Source organism: Psychrobacter pasteurii, assembly GCF_900162815.1.
GTDB classification, from domain to species: Bacteria; Pseudomonadota; Gammaproteobacteria; order Pseudomonadales; family Moraxellaceae; genus Psychrobacter; species Psychrobacter pasteurii.
The window spans coordinates 1-20,163 of record NZ_FUGD01000069.1; the positions used below are offsets into that span (position 1 = coordinate 1).

The 20,163-nt window shown below is 44.2% G+C and carries 16 protein-coding genes, 2 tRNA genes and 1 pseudogene; 2 read left to right on the forward strand and 17 right to left on the reverse strand.

Translation table 11 applies throughout. The features are described from left to right. Positions 1-138: pseudogene (locus A1232T_RS13685) on the forward strand (IS3 family transposase); the annotation flags it as partial. A 63-nt stretch (positions 139-201) separates the two neighbouring features. Here the strand turns inward: A1232T_RS13685 and A1232T_RS05125 are convergent. From A1232T_RS05125 to A1232T_RS05165, 11 genes are all read right to left on the reverse strand, one after another. Continuing rightward, entirely contained in the window at positions 202-1,032 is an 831-nt protein-coding gene (locus tag A1232T_RS05125) for a M48 family metallopeptidase (RefSeq protein ID WP_077448416.1), read from the reverse strand. 2 nt (positions 1,033-1,034) lie between these two features. After that, positions 1,035-3,554 (reverse strand): type I restriction endonuclease subunit R, encoded by a 2,520-nt coding sequence (locus A1232T_RS05130; RefSeq protein ID WP_341864613.1) that lies wholly within the window; start codon positions 3,552-3,554, stop codon positions 1,035-1,037. A gap of 35 nt (positions 3,555-3,589) precedes the next feature. Further along, positions 3,590-4,357, reverse strand: coding sequence for a type I restriction endonuclease (locus tag A1232T_RS14555; protein ID WP_341864614.1), 768 nt, complete (start codon positions 4,355-4,357; stop codon positions 3,590-3,592). Next, positions 4,348-5,271, reverse strand: a complete 924-nt coding sequence (locus A1232T_RS05135; protein WP_077448417.1) for an Abi family protein — start codon at positions 5,269-5,271, stop codon at positions 4,348-4,350. The genes A1232T_RS14555 and A1232T_RS05135 overlap by 10 nt, the downstream gene beginning before the upstream one ends. A 254-nt stretch (positions 5,272-5,525) precedes the next feature. Beyond that, on the reverse strand, positions 5,526-6,701 hold the full coding sequence (locus A1232T_RS05140) for a restriction endonuclease subunit S (RefSeq protein ID WP_167367040.1): 1,176 nt from the start codon (positions 6,699-6,701) through the stop codon (positions 5,526-5,528). Next, entirely contained in the window at positions 6,691-8,217 is a 1,527-nt protein-coding gene (locus A1232T_RS05145) for a type I restriction-modification system subunit M (protein ID WP_077448419.1), read from the reverse strand. The genes A1232T_RS05140 and A1232T_RS05145 overlap by 11 nt, the downstream gene beginning before the upstream one ends. A 136-nt stretch (positions 8,218-8,353) precedes the next feature. Continuing rightward, complete coding sequence (locus tag A1232T_RS05150; RefSeq protein WP_077448420.1) at positions 8,354-9,715, reverse strand: tyrosine-type recombinase/integrase; 1,362 nt, start codon at positions 9,713-9,715, stop codon at positions 8,354-8,356. A 162-nt stretch (positions 9,716-9,877) separates the two neighbouring features. Next, positions 9,878-9,964: transfer RNA gene (locus A1232T_RS05155), tRNA-Leu, on the reverse strand. Between the two features lie 116 nt (positions 9,965-10,080). After that, a tRNA-Cys gene (locus A1232T_RS05160) sits at positions 10,081-10,154 on the reverse strand. 204 nt (positions 10,155-10,358) lie between these two features. Beyond that, complete coding sequence (locus A1232T_RS14360; protein ID WP_244152388.1) at positions 10,359-10,490, reverse strand: putative transporter small subunit; 132 nt, start codon at positions 10,488-10,490, stop codon at positions 10,359-10,361. Between the two features lie 333 nt (positions 10,491-10,823). Beyond that, on the reverse strand, positions 10,824-12,485 hold the full coding sequence (locus A1232T_RS05165) for a sodium:solute symporter family protein (protein ID WP_208606915.1): 1,662 nt from the start codon (positions 12,483-12,485) through the stop codon (positions 10,824-10,826). A 787-nt stretch (positions 12,486-13,272) separates the two neighbouring features. Here A1232T_RS05165 and A1232T_RS05170 point away from each other — a divergent pair. After that, positions 13,273-14,379, forward strand: a complete 1,107-nt coding sequence (locus A1232T_RS05170; RefSeq protein ID WP_077448421.1) for an RNA-guided endonuclease InsQ/TnpB family protein — start codon at positions 13,273-13,275, stop codon at positions 14,377-14,379. Between the two features lie 13 nt (positions 14,380-14,392). On the opposite strand, the gene A1232T_RS05175 is transcribed toward A1232T_RS05170, so the two are convergent. The 6 genes from A1232T_RS05175 to accC form a co-directional block, all read right to left on the reverse strand. Then, positions 14,393-14,818: an acetyl-CoA carboxylase biotin carboxyl carrier protein gene (locus tag A1232T_RS05175; RefSeq protein ID WP_077448422.1), complete on the reverse strand. Its 426-nt coding sequence runs from the start codon at positions 14,816-14,818 to the stop codon at positions 14,393-14,395. 165 nt (positions 14,819-14,983) lie between these two features. Beyond that, positions 14,984-16,168: an NRAMP family divalent metal transporter gene (locus A1232T_RS05180; protein WP_077448423.1), complete on the reverse strand. Its 1,185-nt coding sequence runs from the start codon at positions 16,166-16,168 to the stop codon at positions 14,984-14,986. A 108-nt stretch (positions 16,169-16,276) separates the two neighbouring features. Beyond that, positions 16,277-17,041: a 5-oxoprolinase subunit PxpA gene (gene pxpA / locus A1232T_RS05185; protein WP_077448424.1), complete on the reverse strand. Its 765-nt coding sequence runs from the start codon at positions 17,039-17,041 to the stop codon at positions 16,277-16,279. Further along, positions 17,031-17,993 (reverse strand): 5-oxoprolinase subunit C family protein, encoded by a 963-nt coding sequence (locus A1232T_RS05190; RefSeq protein ID WP_077448425.1) that lies wholly within the window; start codon positions 17,991-17,993, stop codon positions 17,031-17,033. Before A1232T_RS05190 ends, pxpA begins: the two co-directional genes overlap by 11 nt. A 24-nt stretch (positions 17,994-18,017) precedes the next feature. After that, entirely contained in the window at positions 18,018-18,710 is a 693-nt protein-coding gene (pxpB, locus tag A1232T_RS05195) for a 5-oxoprolinase subunit PxpB (RefSeq protein WP_077448426.1), read from the reverse strand. 56 nt (positions 18,711-18,766) lie between these two features. Further along, a complete protein-coding gene (accC, locus tag A1232T_RS05200) occupies positions 18,767-20,113 on the reverse strand; it encodes an acetyl-CoA carboxylase biotin carboxylase subunit (protein WP_077448427.1) in 1,347 nt (448 codons plus the stop codon). Positions 20,114-20,163: the final 50 nt, after the last annotated feature.

Here is a 20,163-nt window from a genome sequence, read left to right on the forward strand (position 1 = left end):
AAAGAGTATTTCGAGTTTTACAATCATGAGCGTTTACATCAGTCGCTCGATTACCATACTCCTGCACAGGTTTATCTGGCTAACAATAGTTCGGATAATAAATCGTTTTATCAACCCAATTCTATCTTAATTTTATGATAATTTGGTCTAGACATTGGGGAGTACCTTACTTTAACCATTAGGGCTTTCTCTTGATAGCTATTACTCATTCAAATAAAGCTCAGCCATGCTATCGAGCTGCGTCTTAACTTCTCTCCAATGAGGCATGACCTGAGTGAGCAGTCGCCAGAATCGGTCACTGTGATTGTATTCAGCAATATGACACAGCTCATGCAAGATCACGTAGTCGATACATTCTTTGGGGGCTTTAACCAAATGCGGATTGAGGACTAAGTTGCCTTGAGTGGAGCAGCTGCCCCATTGTTTTTTCATCGATAGTATTTTAAAGGTAGGGGAGCCATTTACCCAATTGGCTTGCGGCAATACGGCAGCAAGGCGCTCTGCGAATATCGTTTTGGCCTTGGTCTGATACCAACCATCTAACAGTGACTTAATTTTAGTGGCTCGATTGCTTCCGTCACTGGCATTACTGTCATCATGAGTTAAGGTAACCGTTAGCTTGCCACGAATGAGCTTCACACCAGCGACTTGCTCAGGGTCGATAATAACCTTTAACACGTACCTGCGGCCCAAATAGAACTGGGTCTCACCACTGACATAGCGTCTGGGTAGCACGTCGCTTTTTTGCTTGGCAAAGTCTTGCACGTGCTGCCATATCCAGCGAGCACGTTTTTTTACCGAGTTATGTATAAACTCATCTGTCACTTGCATCGGTACAGTGACCACTACGCGCTGATCAGGATGCACCTTAATACGTAGCTTACGAGATTTGTCTTTCCGTATCACCTCATAGCTTATTTTGTCTTGTCCATAGTGCAAATGGTGCAGCAGACCATAAGCTTTGGTAAGCCTCCTATCTTCGATAGGCTGCTGGTCATTGTTTGCTGTAGTGTGCTCTAAGCGACTTGCCATGATTAGTTGCCTCTAGAGATACCATGGCGAGTGATATCTATTACTTTATCAGACAGCTTTTTAGTATTATCGGTACCGATAGCCTTGAACAATAGCTTTAGCAGTCCAACCCTGATATCTTTTTCCATTTGTGACGGATTCAGTGAGTTCTCTGCCACCGCTTTATTAACGACTTCATCGATATCATAGGCACAGCTCACCAGTGATTCATTGTCTAAGTCGTTTTCTTCTAAGAAGCTTGCATCAAATAAGTGTTTGAATAACCCAAAGTAGGCTTGTGCATGCTTGTTATGTTTGCCTGATTCATCGATAAACTCATTAGGAACATCAGGCACTTTGCGAGATTTGACGTCTTGTTCAAAGTCAGCAAACATCATGTACTGCTTGACTGGTGCATCGAACATGGCCTTAGCATCTTCAATGGCTTTTTTGAGAAGTTTGGAGAAATGCTCTTGCGCATAAGGGTCGTCAGCCAAATCCTCTTCAATTATCTTAGTGACACGGCTGGTGATCTTGTCAGTTTGGTTACGCGCTTCATCATCACTTAGTGCTTCAGGTTTGATGTCCTTGCCCATGTTACCGACTAGGTAAGCGCCTTTAGGCTCTTTGACTTCTATACCTGCGATATGCTTATTGAGCAGGCTATGAATGTCATCCTCAAATTCATCAAAGTTGATGGTTTCATTGGCATCTTCACGCGCCTGTTTACGCAGCTCCATAAAGGCCTTTAAGTCATTTTTATAACGCTCTCGCTTACCCTCAAAAAAGCTGTCTTCAAAGTAGGAGGCCGATTGTAATGCCACTTTCATCACATTAGCAAACTCAGTCAAAGCGACATAAAAATCATCACGCTTTTTTAGGCGCGTATCGATGAAGACGCCCTCTCGATCTTCTATTTTAGGCGATAACGACTGACGCAGGGCATTGCCATCTTGTTTGTTGGGCACATCAGCAAAAATCGCCCAAACCTTTTTGTGCAGCATCGGCAGTTTTTTGTATTCAGAGTCCATAGCATGGTACATACCCGCCAAGTCTTCAATGTCAAAGCCACCTTGGGTACGTTCCGCTAGATCTTGGTATTTTTCAATCGTGGTATCAAGCTCTTTTAGGATGCCACGATAATCAATGAGATAACCGAACTGCTTTTTGTTATGTAAGCGGTTAACGCGAGCAATGGCCTGAATCAAGTTATGACTCTTTAGGGGTTTGTCAATATATAGCACAGTGTTTTTTGGTTCATCAAAGCCAGTTAACAGCTTATCTACCACGATCATAATATCGGGACCAGCATCCTCACTAAAAGCGTCGATGATGTCTTTGGTATATTGGGTATCGTCCATACCGTATTTGGGCGCGACGTTATTCTGCCACCAGTTTTGGACGATGTCTTTACTCTCGGCATCGACGACTTCATGTCCTTCACGAGTATCAGGCGGTGACATAGCCACGACTGAGCTGACCTTACCAATGGCATCTAAAGCGTGCTTATAGCGAATGGCAGACACTTTAGAATCACAAGCCAGCTGACCTTTTAAGCCTTGCTGTTTAAAGTTTTGGAAGTGGTCGGAGATGTCATGAGCGATCAGTTCTATACGACCTTCGACTTGATAGACTTGGCCTTTTTTGGAAAACTTACGTTTAAGATCCGCTTTTTGCTCACTGGTGAGCTTTTGGGTGATACGCTCAAACCATTTGTCAATTGCGACATCGTTGGTATTGAGCTCAGGGATGCGCTCTTCATAGAGTAGGGGTGTGACGGTTTTATCCGCTACCGCTTGCTGCATGGTATAGGAGTGAATGATGGTGCCAAATTTGTTTTCGGTCTTATCATCTTTAAGCAGCGGTGTACCCGTAAAGGCGATAAAGGCGGCATTGGGCAGAGCCTGCTGCATACGGATATTGTTCTCACCGTTTTGGCTACGGTGACCTTCATCAACCAAGACAATGATATTCTCACTAGGGTTGTAAAACTCTTCATATTGCGCCGCTGCACCAAACTTATTGATGATAGAGAACATAATACGCTCGTTACTCTTGCCGATCTTTTTGGCTAGGTCACGCCCAGAGAGCGCTTTGGCAAGGCGGCGATCTTTATCACTCAGCGCACCGGCTGAGATAAAGGTGCGGGCGATTTGGTTCTCCAAGTCTATTCGGTCGGTCACGACAAACACACGACACTTGGCAAGATCCTCAAGCCAAATCAGCGCTTTGGATAGAAACACCATGGTAAAGGACTTACCACTACCTGTGGTATGCCAAATCACGCCACCCTCACGGCTTCCTTGCTCGTCAAAATGACTGATGCGCTTAACTAAGGCTTTGATGCCGAAGACTTGCTGATAGCGCGCCACGATCTTACCTGCTTTACTATCAAACAGCGTGTAGTAGCGAGTCATATCGAGCAGTCGGTCGGGACGCAGTAGGCTGATAATCAAACGGTCTTGATCGGTAACGGCAAGCGAGCCTGCATCAAGCAGCGATTGATATTCACGTTTATCATCAGCGCTACGCTGTGCAAACAAGTGGTCGATTTGAGGATCATCTAAGCGTTGGTTTTTTATTTGATGAAACTCAGTCTCGCTGATTTCTTCTTCGATCCATTTAGACCAGACTTTTCAGGGGTGCCGCAGGTAGCGTATAAACCCTCATGACCATTGATAGCGAGCAGCAGCTGACTGTAGGCAAAGAGATGCGGAATGTACTTTTGCCCTTGATTGCGGATGTGCTGTGATATGGCTTGACTATTGGTGGATCGATGAGGGTTGCTTGAATCGGGGCGTTTGGCTTCTATCACCACCAGCGATAAGCCGTTTACAAAGCAGACGATATCGGGGATGACGTTACCCGTCGCATCAGCGTTTTGCACCACCATCTCTTCGGTCACGTGATAGGCGTTATTATCAATGTTTTGCCAGTCGATGAGCTGAATAGTCGGTGAGGTGCGTTTACCATCGATAAATTCGGTGACGCTGACGCCATAGAGTAGGGCGTCATAGAGCGTCTCATTAGCACGAGTCAGTCCTAGGTTCATCGCAGGATTTAGCTCGCTGATGATCTTGTCGATACCAGCGTCAGACAGGTGGTGCTGCTGACCTTCAAATGGAAAAGTCTGAGCAGCTAAAAACTCACGCAGTATAGGCAATAGCATCACTTGATTGGTGCTATTGGCTAGTGCCTGTAGACTTGAGCTTTTAGGACTGCGTAGCTGTAAGCATTCCTCAGGGGAGAGGTAGCGATAGCCCAAATTCATCAGTAGGGTAAGGGCAGGAATCTTCGAGCTAAATTCTTCTTTGAAGTTGATTGCTCTCTTAGAGGTTATTTCCATAATGGGTGCTCTCTCCAGTTTTCAGGCAAACCCATTGCTGAGCGCCATTTTCTCTCGGCAGCTAATGGCTCTAGTATATTATTTACTTCTACTGCCCAATCATCTCCGTTGCCAGTCTCTTTTAATAAGTGACGCAACATCAATAAAACATAGAATATTCTGTCATTTCTAGGGGTCATTGGTGGTAGCCAGTTTACCTCTTTTGTTCTATCTGGTTTTATTGCTAGCGAGCGATTCCACAAGCGACCATGATGGGCACAAATATTTCTAACATAAGTCAAAGTATGTAGCCAATCGCCAAGCTTTTTGTGATGAAGGCTGAAATGGTCAGAAATTAATTTTTTATCTTCAATCCCTTGTGCTCGGTTATTAATCAAACCTCTATATCCAACCGACAATGCACCTAGTGAAATTACTTCGGTAAGCATCCAAATAGGAACCTTTGGAAAGCCTGCATACTTCAAACTGTAATGCTTGATGAAATCATCAGTTGACCAACTTACTTCGTTTTGTATTTTTCCAAGCCATTTTTGATGATCAAATTTAGAGTGGAAGTTACCTTTGTCAGTATATCCAAAAGCACCATATCTATGACCCATTTGATAAGTAAATTGAGTCCTAACAGCGATCTCAACACGTTCGATGGCATCAAGTATTAAAGAGCGTAGCTTACGGTCAAATTCATATAGAGACACGACTTCATTGAAGTTCGTTCCATCCTGAAATTGGCTGGTAACGACATTTTGGTCATTGCGAATTCGAAAGGGATACCAATAGCCGCTTAAACGATAATAGCTAATACTGGCTAACTTAGCTTCGGCAAGATCTTTGTCTTCAAAAAACATGCCTTTTTTCTCAAGACGTGTAATTTGCTGTGCAAAGGTGAGAGGAGGTTTGACATAGGTAACTAACATTGCTTAGCTACCTCATAAAGAGAAATTTTAGACAAAGAAAAACCGCCAAGGTTGCGCGTTACCCAGAGGGCACTAAGCGTGACGGTTATGTTGCGTACATTATACGGCGTATTGACACTTCTGTCAATACATGCATTCAGACACCACTTTTGCATCTTTTCCAAAAGATAATTCCTCAATTATTTAAAATCAGCTCATATTTAGTTTTTTACTTCTATATTTTATCGGTGCTTAAAAAGCACCCTACGCCAAAATCACCCATCAATCCGCACTCGCTTCTTACCCGTCAACAACACCTGCATCAACGCCTTTTTCTCTTGCTGTAAATCGGCAAGCTGTTGTTCCAGCAATTCGATTTCTTTATTGGCATTGGTTAATACGGCGGCGATTTTTTGTTGTTCTTTGAATGAGGGTAATTTAATTGTTCCATTTTTAATATCTTTTGTGCTCATATTGGCTTGAACACCAGACGCAGACACAGCTAGTGAATATCTTCTCCAGCACACGTCATTAGAGAGGCATCTTAAAAAATGCTTATCTAAAGTGGGTTTTGGTTTGATTAAGCCGACACGTTGATTTAGATAAAATGTCTTATCAGTAGTTACAATTGTCATTCTACCAATTAGGTTTTTATCAGGCGTAACATCAGTCATAGCAATTAGTAAATCGCCATTATTAACTTCATATCTTTCAAGTGCTTTGTCATAGCTCCAGTAGTTTACTTTGCTTAATCGCTCATTGAACTTTCCATCCAGTCCTATATTGCCCATAGTAATAATGGGTATTCCAGTCTCTTCATAATGTGATGCTTTAAATGCATAGCCATTTTGAAAGCTTTCAAGGTGGTCTTCGAGTATAACTTCCTCCCACTCACCCTCAAACCGTTTCCCTTCATCATCAAGCAAACGCTTTTTACCGGTCAATAGCTGTTGCATCAAGGCTTTTTTGTGCTGTTTGCTGTTATCAATCAAACGTTCAGTAGTATCAATCGCTTTATCCCAAATAGTTAGGATTTTGACGATTTTCTGCTGTTCTTGAATAGGTGGCGTAGGTACTTTTATAGAATAAATAGTTCCTCGTGATAAACTTGGAACGCCTGAAGCTTCATTGTATTTTCGCCAATCAATAACTTGAGAAAGCTGATAAAACCAATTCATATCAAGCTTTTTACTGTCTAAAGGGAGGCAATAGAAAGTAGTATCAATAGCCCAAAAAGGCTTCTCAAGAAATTGTGGCTTATCAATAGTACCCTTTCTACCAATAATGACTGAAGGTCCAGAATGTAGGTAGCTGTTAGTTGAGCCAGTAATCCCTCCTGTACCGACTATGTCATAAATGCCATTTTCATCAATGATTTCTTTAGGAGATTTTCCATAATTAATTGAAACCAGATCTTGTAATGAAAGTTTACTCCAACCATTAGGCACCATAACCAAGCTCCTTAAGATAGTTTTCCATCTCATCTTCTAAAGAGCTCAGCTCCGCTTTCAATGCCAAACGCTCCTGACGTACCGCCACAAGATCAATCTCTGCCTCAGGCTCAAAGGTATCGACATAACGCGGAATGTTGAGGTTAAAGTCGTTCTCTTTAATCTCATCAAGACTGGCAACATAGGCATATTTATCGACAAACTCACGGTTGTTATAGGTTTCAATGATTTTTGCCAAATTCTCATCAGTCAGTTTGTTTTGGTTCGAGCCAGATTCATAATCCGAACTGGCATCTATAAACAGTACCGTATCGTCTGATTTATTCTTCTTAAATACCAATATCGCCGCAGGAATCCCCGTACCAAAGAACAGCTTTTCCGGTAAGCCAATCACCGTATCAAGCAGGTTTTCTTCAATCAGTTGCTGACGGATTTTGCCCTCACTTGAGCCACGGAACAAGACGCCATGCGGCACCACCACGCCCATACGACCGGTATCGTTTTTTAGGGTTTCAATCATATGAGTGATAAACGCATAGTCGCCCTTGGTCTTAGGCGGCAGACCACGATGGAAGCGGCCATGCTCATCATCGGCGGCATCTTCATAACCCCATTTACTTAGTGAAAAGGGTGGGTTGGCAGTCACCACATCAAAGCGCAGTAGCGAGCCTTTATCATCAAGTAATAGTGGATGACGCAAGGTGTCGCCCCATTCGATACGGTGGTTGTCCTCACCATGCAAGAACATATTCATTTTAGCCAGTGCCCACGTTGAGCCAATCGCCTCTTGTCCAAACAGCTCATAGTTTTTGCTGCCTGAGTTTTTGCGTGCCATCGCCCCGCATTTAATCAGCAGAGAGCCCGAGCCACAGGCTGGGTCACATATCGCATCACCCGCGACAGGATTTAGGATAGTCGCCAACAGGTTTGACACCTCAGGCGGGGTATAGAACTCGCCCGCACTCGCGCCAGAGTCGGCAGCAAAGTGCTTAATCAGATACTCATAGGCATTACCAATCACATCAAGGCTACCCACACGCGATGGGCTAAGGTTGAGCATCGGCTTACCAAAGTCTTCCAGTAGATGACGCAGTAGCTCGTTTTTCTTCTTCTCATTACCCAAGCGGTCGGTGTTAAAGCTGATGTCTTGAAAGACGTTTTTGAGCTTATTACCGTTGGCTTCCTCTATCGCGTGTAGCGCTTCGTCAATACGCTGACCATTGCCGGGCTGATGACGCTGCTCGTATAGATCCCAAAAGCTGGCACCATCGGGCAACACAAAGCGCTGGTTGCTCATCAGCTCTTTGACCAAATCGGCATCGCCATACTCGTCCATCAAGGTATTGTATTCATCACGGTACACATCAGATAGATACTTCAAAAACAGCATGGTCAAGATAAAGTCTTTGTACGTATCGGCGCTAATCACACCGCGGAAGGTATCACACGCATTCCAAACCGCTTTGTTGATCTCGCTTTGTTTTATCGGCGCAGGATTGCTTTCTAAGTCGAGCATAAGTGTCCTTAATTGGGTTTATAGTCGTTATTGGTTTAATAAGTAATTTAACAGTGGGCAGGCCAAAAAAGTGCGTGATTTGGCTTTTTTAGCTAATATTATATCTCTCAATTTATTTGAAAATCGGGTGGGGTGCTCAAGCCTTATTCTTCAACAGAGCTAACACTTGATCCTCTCCCAACTCTGCGATTAACGCTTTTAGTTGGGCAGTAGAGTCAGTGTCGTCTTTTACATCTGCTCTAAACTTAGCGGTATCTCTGCCTTCTCGTAAAGCATCTAAATAATCCGCCCAGTTTTGCATCATCTCGCTACGATCGTCAATGTATTCAAACCGCCCATAAGCAGTGCCATTAGGATCTTTAGTCGTATGACCCAATGCCATCTCTACAAGCACAAGCGGGTACTTTAGCTGCTCTTGTAGGATGGTCTTTGCTGTCGCTCTAAAACCATGAGCACAGTGAACGTCCTTATAACCTAAATCCTTTAATCGCTTATTCGCCGTTGCATCAGAGATAATCTGATGCTTTTTTGCCGTCTGGCTAAAAAACACATATGGAGTATGGCCATTGATCTTTTGCTGTTCTCGTAAGATAGCTACGGCCTGACGAGGTAGGGGCACGACCATATCCTTGACCATGTTTACCTTGCCTTGTCCTTTTAGTGGCTTTAATGTCCACCTGCCAGCATCTAGATCGATATCAGACCAGCGCATACGGCGTAGGTCACCATTACGCACGAACAGCAATGTTAATAGCCTAAGCGAGTTTATTGTATTTAGATCACCATCTAAAGTTTCGATATCGCGCAGTAGTTTAGCGAACTCTTTAGGCTTAGTGATCGCAGGACGATGACCATAGCTTGACTTAGCCAACTGACTTTTAATAAGCGCCGCAGGATTACTTGTACAGAAGCCGCGAGCACCAGCATAGACAAATACATCACTGGCGATACCTGCGCAGCGTTCTGCTTTGTCTGTAGGTTTGCCAGCCTTATTTAATGAGTTGGCTTGAATGTCTAACAGTACCTCAAGCATTCTAGGCGAGCTGATCTCACTGATCGGCTCATCACCAATGTATGAGCAAATCAGCTCAAGTCGGCCTCTTTTACGAACAAGTGTATTACTCTTTTGAGTTTGATCTAAGCTATCAAAATACTGCCAAGCAAAATGATTAAAGCTATTATTAGTATTACTTAATAGTGTTTTCTTTTCTTCTTCACGATAGTCTTTTGGGTCGATATTACGGCTAAGCAGTTCTTCATAGTCACGCCACATCTCACAGGCACGCGCAAATGACACACTTGGGTAGACACCCAGTGAGATACGTTTGTTTTTAGATAAGGTAGGGGACTTATAGCGATAAAGCCAAGACTTAGTACCATTGGGTCTGACCATCAAATATAGCATCGGATGGTGTTTAACAGAGACTAGATATTCTTTGTCTTCGGCCTTGTGACTGCTGATGCTGCGATCAGAGCTGATTGGCTTGCGTGTTCCCATGACTGCCACCCAATGTACATTTAAATTCCAGTGTACATAGTAGTGTACATCAGATGCATGGATTGGGATAGATATTAAAAGACAGTATGGGACGTCAGATACAGCAAAGCCCCTGATATCAGGGGCTTTGGCTACTCTATAAGATAGTATAGAACTATGTAATGGTACCCGGAGCCGGACTTGAACCGGCACGCTATTGCTAGCGAGGGATTTTAAATCCCTTGTGTCTACCAATTTCACCACCCGGGCAAAACTTGTATTACTTGAGTTCTTGGTGGAGAACTCTGTAAGTGCGCGTATATTATCATAAAATTAATATTCGTCAACACTTTTTTTCTTAAACTTATTAAAAGTTTTAAAAAAATTGGAGGCTGAGGTCGGAATCGAACCGGCGTCCACGGATTTGCAATCCGCTGCATAACCACTCTGCCACCCAGCCATTTGAGGTGACCTATAATACCAAAAAAAAATTAAAATACAAGGGTCGCTTGAGAGTATTTGAGAAAATATTCGCATTTTCTTATGTTTTTTGATGGTTTAAGGGTTTTTTAACTGAAAAAAAAGCATACTTAGCACGCTTTGAGACGTAACCAAGTATGCTTTTATATCGACTTAAAGGCAAGTCGATATCACTAATGGACTACTACACGATACGTTTGTTTGCCGCTTTCGCTTTTTTAGCATCGCGATAAGTAGCAGTACAAATTATTATTAGTACAGCCAATGTGATTGCAGGCCAAATTAAGATATATAGGCCATAAGCAAAGGCACTCATAATAATCTCCTTATTATTTAATCATTTAATTCATAATTAATGATGATAAAGCTTAAATCACTATCTAAGCACAATATAGCTTGTCTTTAAAGCAGTGGTCAGTAATTGATCAGGGCAATCGCACTATAGAAAATAGCTGCTTTAAATTAGATTATCTAAACTAAAAGGATTAAATAGTTAGAAACTATAACTAAAATATTTTTATATATCTCGTGTTTTTGTTATTTGCGTCCGAAAGTTGGTGATAACATCTGTAAAAGGTCAATAATTAATTAAAATGTAGCTAAAATTAATTTGTAGTGCGATTGCCCTGAGTAATTGCTAAAGCTAGGTTTAGGCTTTTGGTTGTGCAGAAGTACCGCCTTGAGCCTTGCCTTGTGGCTTATCATAACTGCCCACACGCTCTTTAATTAATTCAAAGTCAAAGCGTTCATTGCTCATTAAGCTTAAGGCCACACAAACGATAGTACTTACCCCATAAGCAGTTAATGAGGCCAATAGCACTTCGTAATCACGCAAGAAGCCTGTGGCATAGATGAGCATCAATACTAAAGTGATTAAGGCTGCGATAAAGCCTAGTCTACGGCCAAAGAATCCAAAGACCATCAAGCCAATGACTACCGCAGCACCCACACTAGCAAAGATTTCGAACAGCAGTGCCACACCGCCTTCAATAGGAATAAGCTCGAAACGGGCGATACAGAAGAAGATCAGCGCAACAATTACTGCAGCAGTGAACGCTAAGTTGGTCACACGATCCCAGAACACACTGGCAATAACTGGGAATACAACCGCACCCCATAGAGCACCAACGAAGACCAGCATCACTAAAATGTCTAACTTCAAGCTAGCAAAGATTAAGCCCAGTGCCGTTGCAATAATCATGGTTGCACGACCTACAACTAACATCTTTCTAGGGTTTGGGTTGTCTTTGGCAATGTTTTTACCATACACATCCGCCATCATAATAGTAGACAAAGCTGATAAGTCTGAGTCTGCCGTTGAAGACAGCGAGCCAATCACTAAGATGAAGAATAGGGCAATAAAGATAGGATGTAGGTAGGTACTTACCATTTGCGGGATAATATTGTTCATATCGCCATCAAGAGGCTGAATACCTACGGTTAATGCCATCAGACCGATCATACCAAGACCAATCACGATACCAGCATAACCTACAGTTGCGGTAACGAACGTGGCTTTAATCTTAGTTTTATCGATAGCGAACAAGCGCTGAGTAATGGTTTGGTTACCAATGGCATAAGCAAGAACCGCTACGAAGTAGGGCGCACCTTGTTGTAAAAAGGCTTCTGATGAGAAGAAGTCTTGCTGCTGTGCCGTCAAGTTCGGTAGACCATCGAACATGGCTTGTGGACCACCCATAGCGAACAATACGGCCGGAATAATGACCACACCGATTGCCATTAGTGCCACTAATTGAGCAAAGTCAGTAAATACTGAGGCTCGGAAACCTGAGGTTAAGGTGTAGCTTAAGACACCGACCGCGGCGATAATAACCCCCGTTTGGAAGGACAGCGGCGAAAGTACAGAAACCAGAGCACCAGCGGCGGTGAAGTTGACCATCAAGCTAATTAAACTACCCATGAGGTTTGAGACCGCTAAGATTAATTGGCTTGAGGATCCATGTCGTGCATTAATCAATTCACCCAAGGTATGACCGTTTGGTGCTAATTGGCGAAAGCGCATGCCAAAAGGATAAATAAATAGAATCATTAGGGCGCCCCAGAATCCGTAGTGGATAGGGCCTGATAGACCGTATTTATATCCTGAGGTTGCTGCTGCATAAAATGAAGCCGCCCAAATCCAGGTGGCCGTCATACTGGCAGCACCCATGCCGAAGCCCACACCGTGCCCGGCGACCATAAAGCCTGAGGTACTCTCCTTGTCTTTTTTAATGATTAATGAGAGTAGGTAAGTACCCCCATAAAAAACCAGCATCATCAGAATGATTGTCCAGGATGAAAACTGAAACAATTCTTGAGTTTGCAAACCGTTCTCCTTGAAAAAGTTAGAGAAAAAGGATGGCACTCCTATTGTTCAAAAGTGGTTATTTGAAGCATCCTTAGTCGTTTAGAACTCATATGAGCTTTTTCACCACACATACAAGTTATTTAAAACCAACATAAAATCTTGCGTGTTTCTTTTTTTAAAGCGTCAAAAACTCTGTTTGCCAAAGCTTTGCTTTGACAAAATTTAAGCGCCAAAAAGCATCGTATAAAGATACGCCGCTAGGCTAAATGACATACTCTAAAGCAGTAAGTATCGGATACGTATCGAACACGCTAAGATGTTTCTTTAGTTTATATGTATAATAAACTGACATTGCTTAGCACACCGGCTCGAAGTTGAGCGGTGTGTTCATACTTTTTTGACAACATCACCGTTTGGCTGACGGGTTGTTTGGTCTGTTAACCAAACTCAGTCAGATAAACGAGAGGCATTGATGTTAGAGCTAATACTAAGGCGCGTTGTTCTGACCTTTATGACTCTAACAAGCTACTGACTATTTGATGTCCAAAAACTTGGTTTAAGCTTTGTTCAAAAAATAGACAGCAATAATTGTGCAACATAGGGTATCGAAATATTTAAACAATTTCAAACATTCCAAAAAGAAGTTATAACTATTGCAACTATTAATAAAGTTTTATCACCAGTCGCCGTAAAACCACCCACTTCAGGGGGTGGATATAAGGCGACACACACTGTCGTAAGAAGTCGTTAAAGGGTTGTAAGTCAAAATTAAACTTGCCATACTAAGTATATGAAAACCCTAAAACTACGCATTAAAGACAAGCACATAAAAGAGCTGAATCAGCTAAGCGGTTCGGTGAACTTTGTGTGGAACTATGTCAATGCGCTGTGCTTTGAGCATTTAAACCGTACTGGTAAGTTTTTTAGTGCTTATGATCTAAGTGAGTACACCAAAGGAAGTGGCGAGTATTTAGGATTACACAGTCAGACCTTACAAGCTATCAATGAGACTCACGCCAAGGCTCGCAAACAGTTTAAAAAGGCCAAACTTAACTGGCGTACTAATAGACCTGATGCCAAGCGTAAATCACTGGGCTGGATACCTTTTAAAAAGTCTGCTATCAAGTATATAAGCACAAGACAAACGGGAAAGAAAGCACTTAAATCAACCCTTCAACTATCACTGTCTAAAGGTCAAAAGCTTATTATAGATGTATTCGATAGTTACAACCTAAGCCTATATCAAATTAACACGCTTGAGATAGTACAAGACAGTCGTAATCGTTGGTATGCGTGTATCACCGTTAAAGACTTTCCTAAGCAAGTAAGTGGTAAGGGCAGCGTTGGAATTGATTTGGGCTTAAAAGAGTCTGCAACCACCTCAAATGGTGACAAGCTAACTATTAAGCAAACGCAAAAATGGGCGAATAAGTTAGCAGTAGCCCAGCGTGCTAAGAATAAAAATCGTGTCAAAGCAATCCATGCCAAAATCAAAAACACAAGATTAGACTTAATTCATAAATTTACCACAAAGCTTGTTAAAGATAACAGCTTAATTGTGGTTGGTGATGTTAAATCACGCTCATTTACCAATAAGAAAACCAAGCTAGCTAAATCGACATACGATGCAGGTTGGTTTGAACTCAAACGACAACTGGAATATAAATGCAAGCATGCAGGTTGTCAGCTTGAGATGGTAAATGAGAGTTACACTACCCAGACCTGCTCGTGCTGCTACAAAATAAGTGACAGTAGTCCGAGAGGTAGAGCAGGTTTGCGAATAAGAGGATGGACTTGTGCTGAGTGTGGCACATGGCATGATAGAGATATCAATGCTGCTAAGAATATCCTTGCGGTCGGGCTTGACCGTCTAGATGTAGGAATCCCCTCGGTTTAGCGAGGGGAGGAAGTCAACGTAGCTCAATAAGTGGCTTGGCGTAATCGACCTTATCTCCATTAGTTACCAAAATCTTATCCACCAAACCGCTAACCTCACTCAGCACAGGCATCAGCTTAGATAAAACATCGACATAAGCCACAGTTTGACCAACTTCCACCGTATCACCTGGCTTTACCAAAGGGGCTGCGGCGGCATCTTGACCCAATTGCACATAGCCCACATAAGTTGACGCAATGTGTTTGGAGGTAGATTCAGCGCTAGCTACAGGGTTATTTTGGCTGCTTTGTTGAGTCATAGCAGGCTGGGCAGCAGAATTGACTTGGGATTGACTGCTGTTAACCACAGTGATGGACTGTTCGCCTTCACTGACAGTGACCTGATGAACAGAGCTGTTGGCGACTTTTTTGACCACAGCTTCAAGGGTATTGAAATCCATGTTGCTTCCTTTTTTTAATGGCTTAATATTTGACTGCTTAAATGAGCGGCTCCTGTTACATAGCGGCTAATGTTTAGTTTAATAGCCACTAAGTTAAAAAAGCTGCCGCTGGCCTGGTTTGAGACAAGGAGTCTTTGGCTGAACAGCGGCGGCCTTAGTTAACAGTTAACCGGCAATATATTCGGCAACGGTCATCACGCTTAAAACACTCATGATAATGGCAATAACCCAACCAAAAGCGGCAATCCAAATAGGATGCTTATAACTGCCCACGATATTGGTGCGATAAGCGGCAATAAGGATAATAATCATCGCAATTGGTAGAATCAAACCGTTTAGCGTGCCGGCCAATACCAATAACTGAGCAGGCTTACCTACTGTGGCAAATACAAAGGTTGAGATTAGAATAAAGCCGATAATAAAGTAACGGCTGTTACGCTCAATGAAAGGGTGGAAGTTGCTCATAAACGACACAGAGGTATAGGCAGCGCCAATGACCGATGTAATCGAGGCCGCCCAAATAACGATACCAAAAATTACTTTACCGGCATTACCTAAAATGTACTGGAACGGTGACATAGCAGGGTTGGAAGGATCTAAGGCGATACCTTTTGATACCACACCTAACACGGCTAAGAATAAAAATACCCGCACAATAGAGGCGACCAAAATACCTGACACTGAGCTTCGTGTCACAGAAGGTAGGTTTTCTTCACCACTTACGCCGGCTTCTAACAGACGGTGAGCGCCAGAGAAGGTAATATAGCCACCTACCGTACCCCCAACCAATGTCACAATCGCCATGGCATCAATTTCGCTTGGCATGATTGTACGTGCTGCCGCTTCAGCAAAAGGTGGGTTTGATTGAAACATCACATAGATGATAAGTACCAATAGGACAAAGCCCATAAGCTGAGTGAAACGGTCCATCATAGGACCCGCTTCACGGCTTAAGAAAATGGCCACCGCAATCACGCCACTTATTAAAGCGCCGGTGATGGGGGAGATATTAAACATCGACTGCATACCTAAGCCGGCACCACCGATGTTACCAATATTAAAGGCTAAGCCGCCCAATACTACCAAGAAGGTTAAGAAATACCCCACACCTGGGAATACTAAGTTGGCCACTTCCTGCGCACGCAATTTAGAGACAGCAATAACTCTCCAGATATTAAGCTGAACCCCAATATCCATAATGATTGAAATTAAAATAACAAAGCCAAAGCTGGCCATCAGGCTTTCGGTAAAGGTTGCGGTCTGGGTCAAAAAACCTGGGCCCACAGCGGAGGTTGCCATTAAGAAGGCAGCCCCTAATATTGCGGTGTTGTTCTTTTTTAATACGGTCATAAACATCCTTGTGATGGATTAGCGTTAAGGGAAATAGCCTTAAGCAACGGTTTTTAGGGTTGAGTTAATGATTTAGATGGCCTGTTATACAGCCATTTTTTAACAGAATTAGGCAGATATGGTTATGCCTCGTTGTTGCAGTTGCTGCTTAATTTCAGCGGCAAATTGCACAGCATGTTCGCTGTCACCATGCAAACAAATGCTTTGCGCTTCAACGGGCACTTGGACGCCATCGACGCTGGTCACTACGCCCTGAGTAATCATTTGTAAGGCGTGCTCAGTGGCTTGCTTCGGGTCTGTAATAAGTGCATTGTCTTTACTACGGGCGACCAATGAGCCATCGCTTTCATAGTTGCGATCGGCGAAGACTTCAGAGATGCTGGTTAAGCCTTGCGCCTTGGCTTCGCTAATCAAGTAGCTGCCCGACAAGCCCATAATGGCTAAGCTTGGGTCAAAGTTTTCGACTTCAGAGACGACAATTTGTGCCAAGGTTTCATCTTTGGCCGCTTGGTTGTATAGAGCGCCATGTGGCTTGACATAGCTGAGCTCAACGCCGACAAAGTCACACATAGCTTTTGCTGCGCCCAATTGATAACGAATTAAGGCTCGGCACTCTTCTTCCGGCAGATTTTGTGTGGTGCGACCGAAGTTGTCTTTGTCATCAAAGCCTGGGTGCGCCCCGACTCGGACGTTATGCTGTTTGGCCAGCTTTAAGGTTTCAAGCATGTGCTGATATGAGCCGGCATGTAGACCGCAGCTGACGTTGGCCGAGCTGACGATACCCATTAAGGCCGCATCTTGGCCACAGCCTTCGGCCACATCGGCATTTAAATCAACACTTTGGGCTTGGTTGGGATGCAAATTAGTGGTCATGAGCATATCTCCTAATACGTTCGATATAACGGTCTCTGTCTTGGCGGGCTCGTATAGCTTCTTCGATTGAAACCCTCTTAAACTGACAACTTTGGCCAAAGCGGATCTGTGCCATCAATCCAAGGTCGGCCTCAATCACAGTGGCAATCTTAGGGTAGCCCCCTGTGGTTTGAGAATCGGCCATCAGTACGATGGGCTGACCTTGTGGTGGCACTTGAATCATGCCAGCCGCCACGCCATGTGAGCTCATCTCTAAAGTTTGGGCAAACTCAAGCGAACTCTCGCCAACGCAGCGATAGCCCATGCGGTTGCTGCTGGTATCAATCCGCCAAAGCTGGTTTTCAAAGTTTTGTTTCGCCGCTTCTGTAAATTGGTCGTACTCACTATTGGCAACCACACGGATTTGTGGCACTTGGCTGTCAAGTTTAGAGGGTGCTGCGCTTAGGGCAGCTATGCCAATCTCACTGTTTGGTAGGTCAATAGTTTTATTAGGGCTGGCAAGGGTTAGCTGATTGCCTTGGCTTAAAAACTTCCCTTTGCATCCGCCAAACTCTGCCTTAGTATTGGTGCTGCTCGAGCCCAAAACCGGTTCGATATCAAAGCCACCTTGCACCGCCAGATAGGCATACATACCCTGTAAGGGCCGTACTAGCTTTAGGGTTTGTCCAGCTTTGGCTGTCATGCGCCAATAGCCATAAACCCGCTTTTCATCGAGGTAGGCTTCATATAGCCCGCCGGTTAAACAAAAGCAGGTGTCTTGTTCAAATTGCACGCTAAAGCTGCCTAAAGCAATCTCTATGGCTGCGGTGTCTAAAGGGTTTTGTAGCAAAGCATTGGCGGCTTGTAATGCCCAAGGGTCCATGGCGCCATTGGTGCCCACTCCTAGGCTGCGAAAGCCAAAGCGTCCTAAGTCTTGAATGCTGGCTAAGGCATTTGAGGCTAAAATCTTCATAATCAGTGGCCTATCCCTCGTTGACTAGTCATTAATATCGAGTACCGTAAACTGCAGGGTGTCTCCTGCGCTTAGCGCTGTCGGCGGGTTTTGGGTCAAATCAAACAGCGGCATTTGGGTGCGTCCGAGCAGCTGCCAACCGCCGGGTGAGGAGAAGGGGTACACCCCTGTTTGCTCACCGCCAATGCCCACAGAACCTGCCGGTACTTTCGTGCGCGGTGTCTCGCGTCTTGGAAAATACAGCTTCTCTGATAAGCCGCCCAGATAAGGGAAGCCAGGCTGAAAACCGATAAAGTAAACCGTATAAATCGCCTCACTGTGCAGCTTGACCACTTCTTCGACAGACAAGCCCAGTGCCTGTGCCATAGGCTTTAAGTCTGGGCCATACTCGCCGCCATACTGCACAGGTATCTCAACATGTTTACCTTCGATACTTTGCCCATCAATCTGCTCGCTAAGTTCGGTTAGCTGCTGCTTTAAGCTGTTGAGTTCCGTAAAAGTTAACGGCTGAGTAAAGACGCTTAAGGTATTCATACCAATAACCACTTCAGCGACAGTGGGCAATTTGCCAATATGCTCGGCTAAGGCCCAACACAGCTGCTGCTTTTGTAAGGTAATTGGCTTATCAAAATGCAGGGTTAAGTTGGTCTCGCTACACAACTGCCAAGTGGGCTTGTCGTGAGTTTCTAAAGCATCATTACGAATCAAATTGGGCATGCTCCAAATCCTTAAAAGGGGTGGTGATTAGGGCGTATAAGTTGGATAAGGCGGCTTTAAATATTTTGCTCAATCCACTGTTCTAAATAGTGAATACTGACCTCACCTTGGTTAAAGCCTTCATCAGCAAACAAGCGTTTGTGTAAAGCTAAGTTGGTATCAATCCCTTCAATCTTTGCTTCAGAGAGTGCTGCTTGCATGTAGTTAACAGCTGCGGGTCTATCTGGGGCATGGACACAAATTTTAGCGACTAAGCTGTCGTAAGAAGGCGGGATAACCGAGCCGGTCTCAACATGGCTATCAACACGCACGCCCATACCTGCAGGTAGGTGACAGTAACTGATCTTGCCTGGAGTGGGTAGAAAGGTATAAGGGTTTTCCGCATTAATGCGACATTCAAAGGCATGACCTGACAGCTGAACATCCCCCTGCTGATAAGGCAGAGGCAAGCCTGCTGCTACCGTGATTTGAGCTTGCACAATATCAATACTACTGATTAATTCGGTGAGGGTGTGCTCAACCTGAATGCGGGTATTCATCTCAATAAAGAAGAACTCGCCATTTTCATATAAAAACTCAAACGTACCAGCACCCACATAGCCCATTCTTTTACAGGCAGTGACGCAAGCCTCCCCAATTTGTTGACGCTGCTCTTCTGTGATGCCAGGGGCAGGGGCTTCTTCGATCACCTTTTGATGGCGGCGCTGCATTGAGCAATCACGCTCACCTAAATGAATGGCATGGCCTTGGGTGTCAGCCAAGACTTGAACCTCGATATGGCGTGGCTTCTGTAAATAACGCTCTAAATAAACGACCGAATCGCCAAAGTTGGCTTCCGCTTCGCTTTTGGTCATGGAGATGGCTTTGATTAAATCGCTCTCTTTTTCCACCACGCGCATACCGCGGCCACCCCCGCCACTGGCTGCCTTAATAATGACGGGATAGCCCACTTCTTTAGCCAGTGCCAATACCTCGCTTTGCTCTTCAGGTAAGGCACCCTCTGAGCCGGGTACGCAAGGTACGCCGGCTAGCAGCATCTGGTGCTTGGCCTCTACTTTATCGCCCATTTGACGAATGTTTTTTGCTGTTGGGCCAATAAATACCAGTCCCGCTTCGGTTACCGCTTCAGCGAAGGCTGCGTTCTCTGCCATAAATCCATAGCCAGGGTGAATGGCTTCAGCACCACTAATCAAGGCCGCTGAAATAATGGCTTCTTGATTCAAATAGCTTTTTGGGGCGGGCGCAGGACCGATACAGATACTCTCATCGGCCAAGCGTACCGCAAGGGTGTCTTTGTCTGCTTCGGAGTACACCGCTACTGAGAGGATGCCCATTTGTTTACAGGCACGGACAATGCGTAGGGCAATTTCACCCCGGTTGGCTATCAGGATTTTTTTGAACATATCGGCTTCCTTGCAGAGGCAGGTTAAGGACAAAACGACTTAATAATAAG